Source organism: Isoptericola sp. GX10416 (assembly GCF_056590155.1).
In genome coordinates, this window is the sequence record NZ_JBWPVO010000002.1 from 225,516 (window position 1) to 242,451 (window position 16,936).

At 72.6% G+C, this 16,936-nt stretch carries 18 protein-coding genes and 1 riboswitch; of the genes, 7 read left to right on the top strand and 11 right to left on the bottom strand.

The annotated features are described in order from the left end of the window. Nucleotides 1-74: 74 nt before the first annotated feature. From ACWAT2_RS04845 to ACWAT2_RS04865, 5 genes are all read right to left on the bottom strand, one after another. The gene (locus ACWAT2_RS04845; RefSeq protein ID WP_402373480.1) at nucleotides 75-953 is read right to left on the bottom strand and encodes a hypothetical protein; all 879 of its coding nucleotides are present in this window, start codon (nucleotides 951-953) and stop codon (nucleotides 75-77) included. Beyond that, the gene (locus ACWAT2_RS04850; protein WP_402373482.1) at nucleotides 953-1,666 is read right to left on the bottom strand and encodes an ABC transporter ATP-binding protein; all 714 of its coding nucleotides are present in this window, start codon (nucleotides 1,664-1,666) and stop codon (nucleotides 953-955) included. The genes ACWAT2_RS04845 and ACWAT2_RS04850 overlap by 1 nt, the downstream gene beginning before the upstream one ends. 188 nt (nucleotides 1,667-1,854) lie before the next feature. Further along, complete coding sequence (locus ACWAT2_RS04855; protein WP_402373485.1) at nucleotides 1,855-2,724, bottom strand: C40 family peptidase; 870 nt, start codon at nucleotides 2,722-2,724, stop codon at nucleotides 1,855-1,857. Nucleotide 2,725: 1 nt separating this feature from the next. Further along, nucleotides 2,726-2,875: riboswitch (cyclic di-AMP (ydaO/yuaA leader) on the bottom strand. Nucleotides 2,876-3,200: 325 nt separating this feature from the next. Then, nucleotides 3,201-3,953, bottom strand: coding sequence for a septum formation family protein (locus ACWAT2_RS04860; protein WP_402373487.1), 753 nt, complete (start codon nucleotides 3,951-3,953; stop codon nucleotides 3,201-3,203). Between the two features lie 43 nt (nucleotides 3,954-3,996). Next, the gene (locus ACWAT2_RS04865) at nucleotides 3,997-4,797 is read right to left on the bottom strand and encodes an exodeoxyribonuclease III (protein ID WP_402373489.1); all 801 of its coding nucleotides are present in this window, start codon (nucleotides 4,795-4,797) and stop codon (nucleotides 3,997-3,999) included. A gap of 30 nt (nucleotides 4,798-4,827) precedes the next feature. On the opposite strand from ACWAT2_RS04865, the gene ACWAT2_RS04870 reads away from it, so the two are divergent. Continuing rightward, nucleotides 4,828-5,601 (top strand): SDR family NAD(P)-dependent oxidoreductase, encoded by a 774-nt coding sequence (locus ACWAT2_RS04870; protein ID WP_402373491.1) that lies wholly within the window; start codon nucleotides 4,828-4,830, stop codon nucleotides 5,599-5,601. A 35-nt stretch (nucleotides 5,602-5,636) separates the two neighbouring features. On the opposite strand, the gene ACWAT2_RS04875 is transcribed toward ACWAT2_RS04870, so the two are convergent. From ACWAT2_RS04875 to ACWAT2_RS04885, 3 genes are read right to left on the bottom strand one after another with little or no spacing between them, the layout of a single operon-like run. After that, nucleotides 5,637-6,668, bottom strand: coding sequence for a TetR/AcrR family transcriptional regulator (locus tag ACWAT2_RS04875; RefSeq protein ID WP_402373494.1), 1,032 nt, complete (start codon nucleotides 6,666-6,668; stop codon nucleotides 5,637-5,639). A 56-nt stretch (nucleotides 6,669-6,724) separates the two neighbouring features. Next, on the bottom strand, nucleotides 6,725-7,549 hold the full coding sequence (locus ACWAT2_RS04880; protein ID WP_402373496.1) for an ABC transporter permease: 825 nt from the start codon (nucleotides 7,547-7,549) through the stop codon (nucleotides 6,725-6,727). Then, nucleotides 7,546-8,508 (bottom strand): ATP-binding cassette domain-containing protein, encoded by a 963-nt coding sequence (locus ACWAT2_RS04885; RefSeq protein ID WP_480048560.1) that lies wholly within the window; start codon nucleotides 8,506-8,508, stop codon nucleotides 7,546-7,548. The genes ACWAT2_RS04880 and ACWAT2_RS04885 overlap by 4 nt, the downstream gene beginning before the upstream one ends. A gap of 186 nt (nucleotides 8,509-8,694) precedes the next feature. Between ACWAT2_RS04885 and pyrE the strand changes: the two genes are divergently transcribed. Then, complete coding sequence (pyrE, locus tag ACWAT2_RS04890; protein ID WP_402373501.1) at nucleotides 8,695-9,300, top strand: orotate phosphoribosyltransferase; 606 nt, start codon at nucleotides 8,695-8,697, stop codon at nucleotides 9,298-9,300. 105 nt (nucleotides 9,301-9,405) lie between these two features. Here the strand turns inward: pyrE and ACWAT2_RS04895 are convergent, their stop codons facing one another. After that, the gene (locus ACWAT2_RS04895; RefSeq protein WP_402373504.1) at nucleotides 9,406-10,182 is read right to left on the bottom strand and encodes an HAD-IIA family hydrolase; all 777 of its coding nucleotides are present in this window, start codon (nucleotides 10,180-10,182) and stop codon (nucleotides 9,406-9,408) included. Between the two features lie 29 nt (nucleotides 10,183-10,211). On the opposite strand from ACWAT2_RS04895, the gene ACWAT2_RS04900 reads away from it, so the two are divergent. From ACWAT2_RS04900 to fbaA, 3 genes are all read left to right on the top strand, one after another. After that, nucleotides 10,212-11,186: a DUF368 domain-containing protein gene (locus ACWAT2_RS04900; protein ID WP_402373506.1), complete on the top strand. Its 975-nt coding sequence runs from the start codon at nucleotides 10,212-10,214 to the stop codon at nucleotides 11,184-11,186. After that, nucleotides 11,179-11,859, top strand: coding sequence for a TrmH family RNA methyltransferase (locus ACWAT2_RS04905; RefSeq protein ID WP_402373509.1), 681 nt, complete (start codon nucleotides 11,179-11,181; stop codon nucleotides 11,857-11,859). Before ACWAT2_RS04900 ends, ACWAT2_RS04905 begins: the two co-directional genes overlap by 8 nt. Before the next feature lie 160 nt (nucleotides 11,860-12,019). Next, nucleotides 12,020-13,039: a class II fructose-bisphosphate aldolase gene (gene fbaA / locus ACWAT2_RS04910; RefSeq protein ID WP_402373512.1), complete on the top strand. Its 1,020-nt coding sequence runs from the start codon at nucleotides 12,020-12,022 to the stop codon at nucleotides 13,037-13,039. A gap of 64 nt (nucleotides 13,040-13,103) precedes the next feature. Here the strand turns inward: fbaA and ACWAT2_RS04915 are convergent, their stop codons facing one another. Further along, nucleotides 13,104-13,526 carry an STAS domain-containing protein gene (locus ACWAT2_RS04915; protein ID WP_402373515.1) on the bottom strand — a complete coding sequence of 141 codons (423 nt, stop codon included), beginning with the start codon at nucleotides 13,524-13,526 and terminating at the stop codon, nucleotides 13,104-13,106. Between the two features lie 114 nt (nucleotides 13,527-13,640). Between ACWAT2_RS04915 and ACWAT2_RS04920 the strand changes: the two genes are divergently transcribed. Next, nucleotides 13,641-15,896: an ATP-binding SpoIIE family protein phosphatase gene (locus tag ACWAT2_RS04920; protein ID WP_402373518.1), complete on the top strand. Its 2,256-nt coding sequence runs from the start codon at nucleotides 13,641-13,643 to the stop codon at nucleotides 15,894-15,896. A 10-nt stretch (nucleotides 15,897-15,906) separates the two neighbouring features. On the opposite strand, the gene ACWAT2_RS04925 is transcribed toward ACWAT2_RS04920, so the two are convergent. Further along, on the bottom strand, nucleotides 15,907-16,350 hold the full coding sequence (locus ACWAT2_RS04925; RefSeq protein ID WP_402373520.1) for a DUF3151 domain-containing protein: 444 nt from the start codon (nucleotides 16,348-16,350) through the stop codon (nucleotides 15,907-15,909). A gap of 113 nt (nucleotides 16,351-16,463) precedes the next feature. On the opposite strand from ACWAT2_RS04925, the gene ACWAT2_RS04930 reads away from it, so the two are divergent. Then, nucleotides 16,464-16,841, top strand: a complete 378-nt coding sequence (locus ACWAT2_RS04930; protein WP_402373522.1) for an STAS domain-containing protein — start codon at nucleotides 16,464-16,466, stop codon at nucleotides 16,839-16,841. Nucleotides 16,842-16,936: the final 95 nt, after the last annotated feature.

Consider the following 16,936-nt stretch of genomic DNA (forward strand, 5'->3'; position numbering starts at 1 on the left):
GTCGGGTGCTGGGGCCGAGACTACCGGCCGGAGATACCGGGCCCGCAGGCCGGGTGCCTCCGGACCGGGCGGTCTCAGAGGAGGTCGCGGCGGCGGAACGTCACCGCTCCGGAGCCGAGCACGACGGCGACCCACGCCGCGAGCCCGGCGAGGGCGGCCGCCACGCCGATCGTCTCGGTACCGCCGAGCATGCCGCCGGCGCCCTGGCCGGCCGAGGCGAGTGCCCCGATGGTCAGCGGCAGCCACGACATGGCCGACGACCCGCCGGCGGACAGCAGCGCGACGATCGCCTGGACCATGGGTTCGACGAACGCGAGCGCCACCACGACGACGATCGCCGCGACCTGTCCGCGCACGAGGACGCCGATGCCGAGGCCGAGCCAGGTGAACGCCACGAGGACGCCCAGGCCGCGTGCCCAGATGCCGAGGATCTCATCGGCACCGACGGCCAGCTCGGCGCCCGGGGCGGTCAGCACGGCCGTCGCGAGGCCGAGGGCTGAGACGAGTGCGAGCGCGACGCCGATCACCAGCGCTGCGACCGCCGTCGCGGTCGCCTTGCCGAGCAGGATCCGGGTGCGGGAGGGCACCACGAGAGCGGTCGGGACGATGCCGCCCGTGCGGAAGTCGGTGGTGCCCGCCAGCGCACCCAGGATCAGCAGGCAGAGCGTCACGACACCGACGGAGCCGGTGCCCGAGGGGCCGTTGCCGAGCAGGTCGAGCATGCCGCGCTGGACCGTGGCGTCGCCGACGTCGGTCAGGGCGCCGAGCTCGGGCATCAGGTCCGCCGAGGGCCCGGCGGAACCGGTGGACGCCGCGAACGCGTCGAGGCCCTGGAGCACACGGGGCATCAGGATGGTCAGGGCCTGGACGAGCGCGGCGCCCGCGACGGCGACGATCCCGATGACCCAGGGAGAGCGGGTGGAACGGAGCTTGAGCATCTCGGCACGGAACATCAGCGCACTCCTGCGGTGGTGGCGGTCAGGTCGAGGTAGACGTCCTCGAGGGAGGAGTCCTGGACGAGCTCGTCGAGCGGGCCCGCGGTGATGACGCGGCCCTGGCCGACCACGACGACGTCGTCGGCCACCTGGGTGACCTCGGCGAGGACGTGGCTGGCGAGCAGGACGGCGCCACCGCCGTCGGCGAAGGACCTCAGCATCTCGCGCAGCCAGCGCATACCTGCCGGGTCGAGGCCGTTGGCGGGCTCGTCGAGGACGAGGATCCCGGGATCGCCGAGGAGTGCCGCGGCGAGGCCCAGACGTTGCCGCATGCCCAGCGAGTAGGTGCGGACGCGGCGGTCGGCGGCGGGCGTCATCCCGACGATCTCCAGGACGTCGTCGACCCGGCGGGCCGGCATCCCGCCGGCCAGGGCGAGGATGCGCAGGTGGTCGCGGCCGGTGCGTCCGGGGTGCAGACCCCCGGCGTCGAGGAGCGCGCCGACGGTCCGCGCGGGGTCGTCGAGGTCGCTGTGACGGCGGCCCTGGACGAGGGCCTCGCCGGCGGTGGGCGCGGCGAGGCCGAGCAGGACGTGCAGCGTCGTGGTCTTGCCCGCGCCGTTCGGGCCGAGCAGCCCGACGACGCGTCCGCTCTCGACCGTGAGGTCGACGCCCTGCACGGCGTCGAACGTTCCGTACGACTTGCGCAGGCCGGTGATCTGTATGGCGGGCACGTGTTCCCCTCTCGTGTGTCCGCGCCGGTGCGGTGCGGTGCCTCCAGACTGGCCGGGGCGACGCCGTCGTCGCTTCTGGCGGGAGGGGGAACGTGGGCTACGACTTTTGGTGGAGGCCTCGCGGCAGAACAGGCTGGGCCCGCACTCCGGGGGAGTGCGGGCCCAGCCTGACGTGCCGTCCGGACGGTTCAGATGCGGATGAACGTCGGGTTGTTCTGCCACATCTTGCGCTTCACGACGCCGACGCCGGGACGCGCCGACTCGATGATCCTGCCGTTGCCGGCGTAGATGGAGACGTGACCCGGGGTGTAGACGATGTCGCCGGGGCGGGCCTTGGACCGCGAGACCGTCTTGCCGGCCCGCTTCTGTGCGGACGTCGTGCGCGGCAGCTTCTTGCCGACCGCCTTCTTGTACACGTACGAGGTGAAGCCCGAGCAGTCGAACCCGGACGACGGGCTGGTGCCGCCGTAGGAGTAGCGGTGGCCGACGTAGCGGTTGGCCACCTTGACGACCTTGGCGCCGCGGCTCTGCTTCGCCTTGAGCGTGATGGTGCGGTGCTTCTTGACCTTGGCCAGCCCGGTCGACCTGGCGGGCACCACGGTCAGGCGGATCCGGTTCTTGCCCACGTCGTAGCGCTTCAGGAGCGGCTTCATGCGCACGATGCCGTTCTTGTTCAGCTTCTTGACGTTGACCTTCTTGCCGTCGACGAAGAGCCGGACGCGGCCCTTCACGGCGTCGCCGCCCTTCGTGACCTGCACGGTGAACTTGGGGCGGGTCTTGCCCTTGCCCTGCTTGGCGGTCTTGCGCGAGACCGACGCCTTGACGACGGGCTTCGACTTCTTGGCCGTGATGACGCCGTGGCCGGCGGTCGGCAGGTGTGTCGTCGAGACGGTCGCCGCGGAGGGCGAGGGCGCTGCCGACGATTGCCCGGCTCCGGCGACGACGGTGCCGCCGGCGAGCGCGGCGGACAGGGCGATGGCGACGGTCGAGCGTCGCAGGCGCGGCATGCGCGCGGTGGTGGCGCCCTGCGGGCGCGCAGCACTGTGGTGCATTGACATGGCGACCTCTCCAGCCTGCGAGATGAGCTGTCGGATGAGGCCGAGAAGTGATGGCCCGCCGTCGTGAGACGGCTTAACCCCGAGGGCGGCACGAGTCCGCCCGAAGAACGTGGTTCTCCCGCTGCTGCCGTGGGTTCGGTGATGTCGGGCCGCCGGCAGCACTCGGCTTGCGGCCCGACCGTTCACCCCGGACATGGGGCGACCCGGGCACGCTAGCGGCGAGTTCCTCGCAGATCACAATCAGATAACGATGGGTTGTGGGGCCACTCGGGGAGAAGGTGTGAAGAAATGCGTCGGCGGGCGCATTCCTCCTCGATACGGCAAATCGCTCTATTTCTCGCCACACAGGGACGGATCGACGCCCGATATATCACGAGTGCCCGATGAGAGCGCCACCATCCGAGGGCTGCGGGGCACCGTTCTCGCAGGTCATGCCGAGACCTTCACAACTCAGGGTGAGGGCGCGCCGGACCGGCTCACTCGAGCAGGCTGCCCGTCCGGGGAGCGGGCCAGACGCCGACGCACAGACCTGCTCGGTCGCCCTCGGCCCACGACTCCTCGCTGGGAGTCCACAGCACCCAGGTCAGGTCGGCCACGTCGTCGGAGCCTCTCGCTCCCGCACCGAGCAGCTCCGGGGTGCACCCGCGTGCGGCACGCGCCACCACGACGTCGGTGCCCGGCCACACCTCGTCGGCCGCCGAGTCGTGCCGCCCCACCACCTGCGCCGTGTGCTCGTCCCGGCACGGGACCACCTCGACCGTGTCCACCGACGTCGAGCCCGGGACGTCGGCCACGCACGAGCCCAGCACGAGCTGGACCGCGTGAGCCGAGGTCGGCTCGACGACGTCGGCTGCCACCGGCTCCCACGCGCGGTCGTGCGCCCGGTTCGCCCACCACGAACCCCCCGCGGCCACCGCCACGACCAGCACCACCACGGCCAGCACCGAGAACACCCAGACCCGTGCCCGACGGCGGGCGGCGGCGCGGTCGGCCGGCGTCGGCCCGCCGGGAGCTCCCCAGCGCGCCCCGTACGCGGCCGGGTCCTCGGGCACGACCGGCCGGTGGACCGCCGCGGACCGGCCTGCCGGGGTGCCGCCGTCGGACCCGCGGTGCCCCGGGCCTGGCGTCCCCTCCGGGCCCGGCGTTCCCTCCGGGCCTGGCGTCCCGGCCGGCCCCGGGCCGGGCGAGACGAACAGCGGGTCCTCGGAGCGGTCGGGAACGTCGGTCATGGGAACAACCTAGAGCGTGTCGATCGATCTGCCGGCGCCGCGGTCAACCGGCGAGGTCCAGCACGACCGGGACATGGTCGCTGGCGCCCTTGCCGCGCCGCTCGTCCCGGTCGATCGCCACCGACGTGACGCGGTCGCGCAGCGCCGGCGAGGCGTAGGCGAAGTCGATGCGCATCCCGCGGTTCCGCGGGAACGCGAGCTGCTGGTAGTCCCAGTAGGTGTAGGTGTGCTCGGCCGGCAGGTGCTCGCGGGTGACCTCGGTGTACCCGGCCTCCTCGAACGCCGCGAAGGCCGCCCGTTCCGGGGCGGAGACGTGCGTGTGCCCCTCGAACGCGGTCACGTCCCACACGTCCGTGTCACGAGGGATCACGTTCCAGTCGCCAAGCAGGCCGACCTGCGCCCTCGGGTCGGCCTGCAGCCACGCCGCGGCGTCCGCGCGCAGCCCGTCGAGCCAGGCGAGCTTGTACGCGTAGTGCGGGTCCGTCAGCGCACGCCCGTGCGGCACGTAGAGCGACCAGAGCCGCACGCCGCCACAGGTCGCGCCGATCGCGCGCGCCTCGACCCGCGGCTCCTGGCCCGGCTTGCCGAACGCCGGCTGGTCGGCGAACGACGTCGCGACGTCCTCCAGGCCCACGCGGGAGACCATCGCGACACCGTTCCACTGGTGGTACCCCGTGTGCGCGACCTCGTAGCCGGCCGCCTCGAACGGGGCCACCGGGAGCTGGTCGTCGCGGCACTTCGTCTCCTGCAGCGCGAGCACGTCGATGCTCGAGCGCTCCAGGAACGCCAGCACGCGGTCCAGCCGGGTCCGCAGGGAGTTGACGTTCCACGTGGCGATACGCACGCACGCACCCTAGGGCCATAGAGTGCGTTCATGGGAACCGCGCTCGTCACCGGCGCCACCGCCGGCCTCGGACTGGAGTTCGCCTGGCAGCTCGCCACGGCACGCCACGACCTCGTGCTCGTGGCGCGCACCACCGAGCGCCTCGAGCAGGTGGCCGGGCAGATCCGCGCCGCCGCCGGGGTCCAGGTGGAGGTCCTGCCCGCCGACCTGTCCGACCCGGACGACGTCGCCCGGGTCGCCGAGCGGCTCGCCGTCACCGGGGACGAGCCGGGCGACGAGCGGCGCCCCGTGGGCCTGCTCGTCAACAACGCCGGGTTCACGACCGCGCAACGGTTCGTCGGCGGGGACGTCGGCACGGAGCTGGACGCCGTCGACGTCATGGTGCGCGCCGTCGTCCAGCTCAGCCACGCCGCCGTCGGGCAGATGTCCACCCGCGGGCGTGGCGCCGTCCTCAACGTCGGCTCGGTCGCCGCCCTCACCGCGGGCGGCACGTACGCCGCCGCCAAGGCCTACGTGCGTTCCTTCACCGAAGGGCTCGCCGTCGAGCTGCAGGGCTCCGGCGTCACCGCCACCGTGCTGTCCCCCGGCTACACGCACACCGAGTTCCACGACCGTGCCGGGCTCTCGATGAGTCAGATGCCCGACGCCGCCTGGCTCGACGCGCCCTTCGTCGTCGCGCAGGCGCTCGCGGACGTCCGTCGCGGCGTGGTCATCTCCACGCCGTCGGTCCGCTACAAGGCCGCCTCGGCGCTCCTTCGGGTGCTGCCACGCTCGGCGGTGCGGGCGATCGGCCGACAGCGCTGAGACCCTCCCGGGCTGACGTGCTGCCGGGCTGAGGCCTACTGCCGGGCGGCGCGGTCCGCCGCCTGGTGCGCGGCCTCGGCCTCGACCTTGCGGGCGGCCTGCTCGGCCTTCTCCAGCTCGCGGAGCCTCTTGCGAGCCTCGCGCACCTTGCGCTCGGCGTCCTTGCGCTTGGTCGCCGCCTTCTTGACCTTGGGGTCGCCCGCGTAGACCCGCGCCCGCTCGGCGGCCTCCTCGGTGAGGGTGTCGCCATCCCCGGTGTCGGTGCCCGACGGCGGTGCGACGCCGTCTGCCCCGGTGCAGTGGCCCCCGGCATCGGCGGAGCGTGCGTCGATGAGGACGGCGAGGCCGTCGAGCGTCCGGTCCAGGCCCCAGCGGATGTCGTCCACCTCGTCGAGGCCGCCCGGCTGGTTCACGTACGTGCCGTGCTCGACGAGCGGGCGCAGGTACGGGAAGCGGACCTCGTCGACGAGCTCGGCCAGGGCTTCGGCGTACGCGACGCCGGTGGCCCCCTGGTCGCCGCCCGCATCCGCGATCGCCCGGTCGAGGTCGCGGGCCAGCAGGGCAGCGTTGCGCACGTACCCGCTGACCAGGAGGAGCGCCGCGATCTTCTCGCCGTCCGCGAGCGGCGTGGACCGCAGCGCGCGCAGCCCGGCGTCCGTGGCGCGCAGGTTGTTCGGCGTCATGGGTGCGCCGGTGACGGGGATGTCGAGCACCCATCCGTGCTGCCGGAAGATCTCCAGGGTGAACAGCGCCCACTCGCTCAGCTCGGCGCGCCAGTCGGCCGGTTCGTGCGCAGGCGGGAACTCGGCGCCGATCACCGACTCCTGCATGAGCAGCAGCAGGTCGTCCTTGCTGGTGACGTGCCGGTACAGCGACATCGTGGTGAAGCCGAGGCTCTTGGCGACGCGAGCCATCGAGACGGCGCCGAGCCCGTCGGCGTCCGCGATCGCGACGGCGGCGGCCACGATGCGCTCGATGCTCAGCTCGCGCCGGGGTGCGCGCTCCGGGCGTTCGGCGACCCCCCACGCGAGGGCGAGGCGGGGAGGGAGCTCGGGTGCGTCCGTCATGGGGACATCATCGCCGACGGCCGCCCACCGAGGGGCGACCGCCGGCGACGTGGGTGTCACCGGGCAGTGCGCCGGCGGTAGAGCAGCGACCCCGCCACCAGGCTGAGCGCGAGGAACCCGGCGAGCCAGGCGCACGCCACCAGGAGCGTGGACGTCTCGAGGTTCCCCATCAGCAGGCCGCGCACCGTCTCGATGATCGGCGTGAACGGCTGGTTCTCGGCGAACCCGTGCAGCCAGTCGGGCATGGTCTCCACCGGCACGAAGCCCGAGCTGAGGTACGGCACGAACAGGAAGAGCATGTTGAGCGACGGCGCCGAGTCCACGCTCATCACCAGTCCGAGGACGGCACTGATCCAGGTGAACGTGACGATCGCGAACGTCGCGAAGGCGACCAGCCCGAGCCAGCCTGCCGGGCCGGCGTCGGGCCGGAACCCGAGGGCGAGGGCGACGAGCACGACGAGGACGGCGGAGGCGAGGTTGCGCACGACGCTCGCGACGACGTGCCCCCACAGCACCGACGGCGAGAAGATCGGCAGGGTCTTGAACCGGTCGATGGTGCCGGAGGTCATGTCCTGCGCGACGGCGGCCGCCGCCGTCGCGGAGTTCATCCCGAGGCACATGATGAGCACCCCGGGCACCACGTAGTCGATGTACGAGCCGCTGCCGCCGCTGATCGCGCCGCCGAAGATGACGACGAACACGACCATGATCAGGACGGGCAGGGCGAAGGCGGTGATGATGCCGTCGACCGAGCGGATGCTGCGGCGGGCCTCACGCCGGGACATCGTCGCGACGTCGCGCAGCGGGGCGTGGCGGTGCGGGCTGCGGCGGGTCGGTGCTGTCGAGGCCGCTGGCGGTGCGGCCGGCGTCGTGGTGGTCATCGTGCGGCCTCCGGTGCGGGCTGGTGGGCGGGCTGCTGGGTCAGGGCGAGGAAGACGTCGTCGAGCGTCGGCTTCACGACGCTCACGCCGGAGACGGCGAGGCCGCCGGCGTCGGCGCGGTCGAGCACGGCACGGATCGTCCGCACGGGCTCGATGCTGGGGATGGTCAGCGCGAGGGTCCGGTGGTCGGTCTCGGCGCCGTCGAGCCCGGGCATGCCGACGAACGTGACGTCGCGCGCGGCGGCGAGGCTCGTCGCGTCGTCGAACGTGACGCGGACGTGCTCGCCGGAGACCAGCGTCTTGAGCTCGGTGGCGGTCCCGCGGGCGGCGACCTGGCCGTCGGCCAGCACGGCGATGGTGTCCGCGAGGCGGTCGGCCTCCTCCAGGTACTGGGTCGTGAGCAGCACGGTGGTGCCGTCGGCGGCGAGCCCGCGGACCACCTCCCAGAGCTGGGAGCGCGAGGCCGGGTCGAGTCCTGTCGTCGGCTCGTCGAGCACCAGGACGTCCGGGTCGGCGACGAGGCTGATCGCCAGGTCGAGCCGGCGCCGCATGCCGCCGGAGTAGGTGGCGACCTTGCGCCGGCCGGCGTCGGCGAGGTCGAACCTGTCCAGCAGCTCGGTGGCACGGCGGCGGACGGCACGCCGGGGCAGGTGGGCCAGGTCGGCCATCATCACGAGGTTCTCGGTCCCGGTGGAGAACTCGTCCACCGAGGCGTACTGCCCGGTCAGTGCGATCCGACGGCGGACGGTCGCGGCCTCGCGGATCACGTCGGCGCCCGCGACGGCGGCGGTGCCGCCGTCCGGCCGCAGCAGCGTGGTGAGGATGTTGACGGTGGTGGTCTTGCCGGCGCCGTTCGCGCCGAGCAGGGCGAAGATCTCGCCGCGGCGGACCGTCAGGTCGACGCCGCGCAGGACGGGGTGGTGCCCGTAGGACTTGCGGAGCCCTCGGGTCTCGATCATCGGTGGGTTCACGGCGGTGCCTCCTCAGGACTGTGTATGCCGTACACGAGTATATGGCATACACGTAGTGTTGGCCATATATCGTGTGTGCCCCGCACATCGCCGAGGTCGCCAGCCGAGGTAGTGCCCCGCCAGCGCGAGGTAGTGCGCCCGTGTCGAGGGCGCGGCCGTGCGCCGTGGGAGAGGATGCGGCCCGCGTACCCTGGTGCCGTGACTTCCGCGGACTTCTCCCCGACCCCCCGTGAGCAGCTGCTCGAGCTCGTCAAGGAGCTCGCCGTCGTGCACGGGAAGGTGACTCTCTCCTCCGGTGCGGAGGCCGACTACTACGTCGACCTGCGCCGCATCACGCTGCACCACCGGGCGGCCCCGCTCGTGGGGCACGTGCTGCTGGACCACCTCGAGGAGGTCGGGCTGGGTACGGCCGAGGTCGACGCCGTCGGCGGCCTCACGCTCGGCGCCGACCCCATCGCCGACGCGCTCCTGCACGCCGCGGCGTCGCGCGGGCAGGATCTCGACGCGTTCGTCGTGCGCAAGTCGGCCAAGACGCACGGCATGCAGCGGCAGATCGAAGGGCCCGAGGTCGCGGGCCGCAAGGTCGTCGTGCTGGAGGACACCACCACGACGGGCGGGTCACCCATCACCGCGATCGAGGCGCTGCGCGCGGCGGGTGCCGAGGTGCTCGGCTGCGCGACGATCGTCGACCGTGCGACCGGGGCGGGGGAGAAGATCGAGGCCCTCGGCGTGCCGTACCACTACCTCTTCGACCTGGACGACCTCGGCCTCAGCCGATAGCCCCGCCGGGCCGAGGCGTTGTGGGCGCGATTTCTGGTGCCTCAAGCCGGGCAATCGAGGCAATTCGGGCCAGAAATCGCGCCCACAACAAAGTGGCGGGGCGGGTCAGACGCGGGCGATGAGATCCGCGATCGAGTCGACCACGTGCGACGGGCGGAACGGGTGGTGGTCGACCTCGTCCCGCGCGGTCGAGCCGGTGAGCACGAGGAACGTCTCCAGCCCGGCCTCGATGCCCGCCACGACGTCGGTGTCCATGCGGTCGCCGATCATCGCCGTCGTCTCCGAGTGGGCGTCGATGCGGTTGAGGGCCGAGCGGAACATCATCGGGTTCGGCTTGCCCACGTAGTACGGCGAGCGGTCCGTCGCCGCGGTGATCATCGCGGCGACGGCACCGGTGGCCGGCAACGGCCCTTCCGTGGACGGCCCGGTCGTGTCCGGGTTGGTCGCGATGAACCGCGCGCCGCCCTTGATGAGCCGGATCGCCTTGGTGATCGCCTCGAACGAGTAGGTGCGCGTCTCACCGAGCACCACGTAGTCCGGGTCGGTCTCGGTGAGGGTGTAGCCGGCCGCGTGGAGCGCCGTGGTCAGGCCGGCCTCGCCGATGGCGTAGGCGGAGCCGTTCGGCACCTGGTCGGCCAGGAACTTGGCGGTCGCGAGGGCGGACGTCCAGATCGCCGACTCCGGCACCTCGATGCCGGAGCGGGACAACCGGGCCGCCAGGTCGCGTGCCGTGAAGATCGAGTTGTTCGTCAGGACGAGGAATGGTCGCCCCGCGTCGCGCAGCGTCGCGATGAACTCCGCGGCGCCGGGGATCGCCTCGCCCTCGTGCACGAGGACGCCGTCCATGTCGGTGAGCCAGCACTCGATCTGTCGGTCCGTCATGGGCACACCGTAGCCGTAGGCTTCGTCCCGTGACTGACGAGGCCCACGAACCCCCGACGCACTCCGGCGCCGTGCGCCGCCACGCCGTCCCTCCTGCAGGCACCACGTGGCGGGCGGCGCCCGGGCTCGCCCTGCGTGGCGGGTTCGTGGGGATGGCCGAGTCCGTGCCCGGGATCTCCGGCGGCACCATCGCCCTGGTGACCGGCCTCTACGACCGGTTGCTGACGGGCGCGAACCAGGTGGTGCACGCGGGTCGGGAGCTGGTCCAGGGTGTCGCGCAGGGCAAGGGGCTCCGCCCGGCCGGCCGGGCGTTGCGGGCGGTGGACTGGCGCTTCCTGCTCCCGGTCCTGGTGGGCATGGCCGTCTTCCTGCTCGTCTCGCTGAGCGTCGTCGCCCCGCTCGTCGAGTCCCACCCCGTCATGATGCGAGCGCTGTTCTTCGGCATGATCGCGGTGGCGGTCGTCGTCCCGCTGCGGATGATGCCGCACCGCTTCCGCCTGCTCGACGGCGCGATCCTCGTGCCGTCCGTCGTGGTCGGGTTCTTCCTGGTGGGCCTGCCTCCTGCCGAGGTCGCCGAGCCCTCCCTCTGGTACGTCTTCGTCGGTGCGGCCATCGCCATCAACGCGCTCGTGCTGCCCGGCGTGTCCGGATCGACGCTGCTCCTGGTCATGGGGCTCTACGTGCCCGTGCAGCAGGCGGTCCAGGACCGCGACCTGGCGTTCGTCGGTGCGTTCGCCCTCGGCGCCGTGGCCGGCCTGGCGAGCTTCGTCAAGCTGCTGCACTGGCTCCTGGAGCATCGCCGGCAGGTCACCATGGCGGTCCTGGCGGGGCTCATGATCGGCTCCCTGCGGGCGCTGTGGCCGTGGCAGGACGCCGACCAGGGCCTCCTCGCCCCGCCGGGCGCCGGTACCGTCGTCGGGCCGGCCCTGCTCGCCGTGGCGGGTGCCGCCGTCGTCGGCGCCGCGATCTGGTGGGAGTCGTCGCGGAGCGAGGAGCATGCCTGACGCCGGTGAGCCCGCCGGTGAGCCCGCCGGTGAGCCCGCCGGTGAGCCCGCCGGCGAGCGGGTCGGCGTGGGGCCCTGGCCCGGCGAGCTGCCGGACGACCCCCGGTACGACCCCGAGCTGCTCGCTCACGGCGACCGCCGCAACGTCGTCGACCGTTACCGGTACTGGACCGTCGAGGCGATCGTCGCGGACCTGGACCACCGCCGCGCCACCGACGCGTTCCTGCACGTGGCGATCGAGAACTGGGCGCACGACCTCAACATCGGTTCCGTGGTGCGTACGGCCAACGCGTTCAACGTCGCCGGGGTGCACATCGTGGGCCGACGGCGGTGGAACCGTCGGGGCGCGATGGTCACCGACCGCTACCTGCACGTGGACCACCACCCGGACGCGGCGGCGCTGGTCGCCTGGGCGGCAGGTGCAGGCCCGCAGGGGGAGCGGCTGCCGATCGTCGGCGTCGACAACGTGCCGGGTTCCGTCCCGCTGGAGCGTCGGGACCTGCCCGCCCGCTGCGTGCTGCTGTTCGGTCAGGAGTCGAGCGGGCTGACGCCCGAGGCCCAGGCGGCGTGCGACGTCGTCGTCCACATCACCCAGCACGGCTCCACACGCTCCCTGAACGCCGGTGCGGCGGCCGCGATCGCGATGCACTCCTGGGCGTTGCAGCACGCGTGACGCGGGCGACCGTCTCGCTCTGCGAGCCCGGATGTGACGCCCATGACCCGGTCATGAGAAAATCCGGGTGCATGTGGGCCCAGGAGGCCGCCAGCCACCAGCGAGGGTGTGTCACCGCCCGCCTGCGTTCCTCGTACGTTCCCTCATTGGAGTACCGCAGATGCCTATCGCAACCCCCGAGGTCTACGCCGAGATGATCGACCGGGCGAAGGCCGGCAAGTTCGCCTACCCCGCCGTCAACATCACCTCGTCGCAGACCGTCACCGCCGCGCTCCAGGGCTTCGCCGAGGCGGAGTCGGACGGCATCATCCAGGTCTCCGTGGGCGGCGGCGAGTACGCGTCGGGCGCCACGATCAAGGACCGGGTCACCGGCTCGCTGGCCCTCGCCGCGTACGCCGCCGAGGTCGCGAAGAACTACCCCGTCAACATCGCGATCCACACCGACCACTGCGTCAAGAAGAACCTCGACTCCTGGGTCCGCCCGCTGCTCGCCCTCGAGGCGGAGCAGGTCAAGGCCGGCAAGAACCCGACCTTCCAGTCGCACATGTTCGACGGCTCGGACATCCCGCTGGAGGAGAACCTCGTCATCGCCGAGGAGCTGCTCGAGCTGTCGCAGGCCGCGCGCACCATCCTCGAGGTCGAGATCGGCGTCGTCGGTGGCGAGGAGGACGGCCACGTGGCGGAGATCAACGAGAAGCTCTACACGACGGTCGAGGACGGCCTGGCCACGGTCCGCGCCCTCGGTGCCGGCGAGAAGGGCCGCTACCTGACGGCCCTCACGTTCGGCAACGTGCACGGCGTGTACAAGCCCGGTGCGGTCAAGCTGCGCCCGGAGATCCTCGCGGAGATCCAGCAGGCCGTGGGCGCCGAGATCGGCCAGGAGAACCCGTTCGACCTCGTGTTCCACGGCGGGTCGGGCTCCACCGCCGAGGAGGTCGCCACGGCGGTCGACAACGGCGTCATCAAGATGAACATCGACACCGACACCCAGTACGCGTTCTCGCGTCCGGTGGCGGGTCACTTCTTCACCAACTACGACGGCGTCCTGAAGGTCGACGGCGAGGTCGGCAACAAGAAGGCCTACGACCCGCGCGCGTGGGGCAAGCTGGCCGAGGCCGGCATGGCCGCCCGCATCGTCGAGGCCTGCCAGTGGCTGCGCTCGGCCGGGCACAAGATGTGACCCTCTCCTGAGGGAGCGTGCACGACGCCCCTTCGCCGGTGACCCGGCGGAGGGGCGTCGTGCGTCATCGAGGGCCGGCGGTGGTGATGTCCAGGTCGACGCCGGGGTCCTCGTCCACGATCTCGAGCAGCTCGCCGATGCGCGTCACCTCGAGGAGGAACCGCACGGTGGGCGGTGCGCGCAGCACCCGCACCTTGTGGGGGCTCCGGGATGCCAGGCGTGCCAGGAACGCGACCCCGGAGGAGTCCATGAAGGTGACGTGGTGCGCGTCGAGCTCCACCGGGAGGCCGGAGGCCTCGGCGTCGGAGATCGCCTCGCCGAGCTCTGCGCTGACGTCGGCGTCGATCTCGCCCGAGAGGACCACGCGTGCCCGGGACGTGCCCACGATGACGTGGATGCTCGCCGGGTCACCGATCTGGGGAGCGGTGTGCTCCGTGCCGTCGCCGGACGTGGGGGTGCTCGGCGTCGCGTTCGATCCCTCCTGCACGGTGCTCCTTCCTCGAGCTGCTCGCTCTTCTCGGGTCTCAGCGGACACCAATCTACGGTTGAATGTGCATCGAATGCACCAACTTCGCCGCGACACGTCGGAAACGGAGGGCTGATGACCGATTTGCCCCACCATCCGTCGATCGCGGCGCCCGTTTCCGGCGAGCAGCTCGCCGTCGCGATCACCACGACCACCGTCCCCGCCTTCGTCACGGGCCCCTGGGAGACCGGCATGCCGGTGATCTGGGTCAACGACGCGTTCGAGCGGCTCGTCGGCGTGGGTGTCGACGGGCTGCGGATGCTGGGGCCGCACCCGCTCCTGGCGCTCGTCGAGGACGACCCGAACCGTGCCGCGGCGCAGGCCGACCTGGCCGCGGGGCGCTCGATGCGTCGCATCGTCAGCGCGCGCAAGCGGGACGGCGGCGTCAGCTGGCTCCAGGTGGACGTCACGCCGATGGCGCACGCCGAGGGCGAGGAGGTGCGCTGGGTCGGGATCACGACCGACGTCTCCGAGTACGTCGACCAGCAGGCGGCCCAGCTCGCCTCCCTGGAGGTCGAGCGCCGCCAGCGCGCCGATCTGGACCTCATCGCCCAGACGACGGAGCTCCTGGGCGACCTGGAGTACCCGTACGCGCTGCGGGACATCGCGGACCTGCTGCGCTCGATCGTGCCGTGGAGCAGCTTCTACCTCAACGACGACGGCCTGCAGCACGCCGAGGGGGTCGACGTCGCGTCGCCGCCGTCCGGCCGCGGCCGCCGTCACACCAGATACGTGCCGGAGAGCTGGCACACCGACGACCTGAACGGTGACGTGCCGCCGCAGGAACCGGCGGGCGGCACGGACGGGAGCGCCCGCACGCCGGAGACCTCGCCCTCGGTCGACCACGTCCAGGAGCTGCTCGACGGCGTCTTGGACGGCCCGGTCCGGCTCGACCTCAGCGGGTCCTACGGCCCGCACTCCGCGTCCGGCTGGCTGCGCCGCGACCTGGTGCACCGCGTCGTGGAGGAGTCCGGCGTCGTGCCCCGCTCCGTCGTCGTGCACGCCGTGGCGGGCCGACGCCGCGTGCTGGGCCTGCTGGTGACGTGGCACGGGGACGCCGCCCGGGGGCCGGGGTCCGCCGACGTCGGCGGCTGGTCGGAACCCGGGCCCGAGCACATCTTCACCGTCGTCGAGGTCGTCGCCCGCCGCGCCGGCACGGCGATCGACAACGCCCGCCTGTACGCCCGCGAGCACCGCCTGGCCGAGGCGCTGCAGCGTGCCATGCTCCCCGAGCAGGCCGACGTCTCGGGCCTCGACGTGTGGACCTACTACGCGCCCAACGCGGAGCACGCCCAGGTGGGCGGCGACTGGTACGACGTCCTGCAGATCACGGACGGCACGGTCGGCCTCGTCATCGGTGACGTCGTCGGGCACGACGTCGAGGCCGCGGCCGCGATGGGCCAGCTCCGGTCGGTGGTGCGCGCCTACGCCTACGAGCTGACGACGCCCGGGACCGTGCTCGACCGTGTCGACCAGCTCGTCGCCGGGATGCGCGTCCCGCGCCCCGCCTCGATGGTCTACGCCACGCTGCGGCACGTGGCCGACGACGACTCGTGGTCGGTCGAGTACACCCGCGCCGGGCACCTGCCGCCGCTGCTGCTGCGCGACGGCGACGTCCGACAGCTCTCGGGAGCGGGCGGTTCGCTCGTCGGGTTCGGCAACACGACCCGGACGACGGGCCGCGAGGTGCTGCACCGCGGCGACATCCTGCTCTTCTACACGGACGGCCTCATCGAGCGCCGCGACCGGTCGCTGAAGGTCGGCCTGGACACCCTGGTGGAGATGTCGGCCCGCATCACGGCGCGGGACGCCGCGGGCGTCGGCGAGGAGCTGCTCTCCCGGCTCGCCGACTCGCCGGAGGACGACGTGGCGATCGTGGTCGTGCGGGTCCCGGACCCGGTGCAGGACGCCCAGGTGACGGCCCTGAGCCCGCGCTCGCGGCGCTGGCTGCTGCCGAGCGAGCCGGCGTCGATCGGGCGGGCGAGGCACGCGGTGCTGCGCACCTGCCAGGCCTGGGGGCTGTCGGAGTCGGCCGCTGCCGAGCTGGTCGTCTCCGAGCTCGTGGCGAACGGCGTGCTGCACGGATGGGGCAACATCGCGCTGCGGCTCTTCGACACGGGCGACGGTCTGCGGATCGAGGTGGAGGACGCCAACCCGGCACCGCCGGTGGCCACGGACGGGCACCCGAACCGGGTCGGCGGGTTCGGCATGCAGATCGTCGAGCGGCTGGCGGACTGGGGCTGGCGCCCGGCGGGCTCCGGCAAGCTGGTGTGGGCGAAGCTGCGGCCGCAGCCGACCGAGCCGGAGAGCTCGGCGCCGCTGCCCGGTTGAGCCGGGCGGCTCAGCTCAGCGCGCGCACCTCGCTCGCGGAGGTGCCGGCGTCGACGAGGAACTGGGCGCACCGGTGGGCCTCGGCGTCCTCCCCGATCCGGTCGGCGGCCCGGGACAGGGCGAGCAGCGCCCGGAGGAACCCCTGGTTGGGGAGATGGTCGGCGGGGATCTTCCCCTGGCCGCGCCAGCCGGCGCGACGCAGCGCGTCGAGCCCGCGGTGGTAGCCGGTGCGGGCGTAGGCGTAGGCGGTCACCGCGTGGACGACGTCGTCGCCACCGTCGAGCGTCTGCTCGGCCAGGACTGCCCACGCGAGGCTCGACGCCGGGTCCGCGGCGGCGACGTGGGCGGGGTTCTGACCCTCCTCGAGGGCGGCCCGCGATGCGGCGTGCTCGTCCGGCAGGTGCGTCGGGGGCGGCCCACCGAGAAGGTTTTCCACAGGCTGGGAGGTGCTCATGCCGACCATTGTCCCAGGCGATCGACGCGCCGCACACGCTGTGCACCGGGGGTGAGCGGCGAGATGCGGCTTCGAGGGGTCGTCGAGCGCTGGACGCGGGTAGTCTCGTGCGCATGATCGAGATCGCGACGTCCTCGACGACGACGACGCTCGTGATCGCCGGGGACCTGGATCTTGCCGAGCGAGATCAGTTCCCCGAGATTGCGGCGCGGGTGGTGGGGCTGCGCCGGCAGCTGCTGGTGATCGACATGTGCGGGGTCACGTTCATGGACTCCACGGGGGCGGCGTTCCTCATCTCCCTGGCCGACTCCGGCCGCAAGCGGGGAGGTGCGACGGTGCTGCGCGGAGCCGACGAGCGCGACCTGTTCGTGCTGGAGGTCTGCGGCGCCCTCGACCTGTTCCGCATCGACCACGACCACCAGTGCGAGCCGTCGGACACGTCCACCGGCGCGACGCCGGTCCAGCTGCCGCAACGCCCGCGGCCGTCCTGACGCGCCGTCCGGCCGTCCGGCGTCGTCCCCGCCGGGGCCCAGGTCATGGCCGGGTAAACTTCGGTGAGCCCGGCGGCAGTCCCCGGGCTCACCGA

Bases quoted from the DNA above. Each gene is read 5' to 3' on its own strand.
- ACWAT2_RS04930 (WP_402373522.1), top strand. From the start codon at position 16,464: ATGATCGAGATCGCGACGTCCTCGACGACGACGACGCTCGTGATCGCC.
- ACWAT2_RS04870 (WP_402373491.1), top strand. From the start codon at position 4,828: ATGGGAACCGCGCTCGTCACCGGCGCCACCGCCGGCCTCGGACTGGAG.
- ACWAT2_RS04855 (WP_402373485.1), bottom strand. From the start codon at position 2,724: ATGTCAATGCACCACAGTGCTGCGCGCCCGCAGGGCGCCACCACCGCG.
- ACWAT2_RS04860 (WP_402373487.1), bottom strand. From the start codon at position 3,953: ATGACCGACGTTCCCGACCGCTCCGAGGACCCGCTGTTCGTCTCGCCC.
- ACWAT2_RS04895 (WP_402373504.1), bottom strand. From the start codon at position 10,182: ATGACGGACCGACAGATCGAGTGCTGGCTCACCGACATGGACGGCGTC.
- ACWAT2_RS04845 (WP_402373480.1), bottom strand. From the start codon at position 953: ATGTTCCGTGCCGAGATGCTCAAGCTCCGTTCCACCCGCTCTCCCTGG.
- ACWAT2_RS04925 (WP_402373520.1), bottom strand. From the start codon at position 16,350: ATGAGCACCTCCCAGCCTGTGGAAAACCTTCTCGGTGGGCCGCCCCCG.
- fbaA (WP_402373512.1), top strand. From the start codon at position 12,020: ATGCCTATCGCAACCCCCGAGGTCTACGCCGAGATGATCGACCGGGCG.
- ACWAT2_RS04880 (WP_402373496.1), bottom strand. From the start codon at position 7,549: ATGACCACCACGACGCCGGCCGCACCGCCAGCGGCCTCGACAGCACCG.
- pyrE (WP_402373501.1), top strand. From the start codon at position 8,695: ATGCGGCCCGCGTACCCTGGTGCCGTGACTTCCGCGGACTTCTCCCCG.
- ACWAT2_RS04885 (WP_480048560.1), bottom strand. From the start codon at position 8,508: ATGATCGAGACCCGAGGGCTCCGCAAGTCCTACGGGCACCACCCCGTC.
- ACWAT2_RS04905 (WP_402373509.1), top strand. From the start codon at position 11,179: ATGCCTGACGCCGGTGAGCCCGCCGGTGAGCCCGCCGGTGAGCCCGCC.
- ACWAT2_RS04920 (WP_402373518.1), top strand. From the start codon at position 13,641: ATGACCGATTTGCCCCACCATCCGTCGATCGCGGCGCCCGTTTCCGGC.
- ACWAT2_RS04875 (WP_402373494.1), bottom strand. From the start codon at position 6,668: ATGACGGACGCACCCGAGCTCCCTCCCCGCCTCGCCCTCGCGTGGGGG.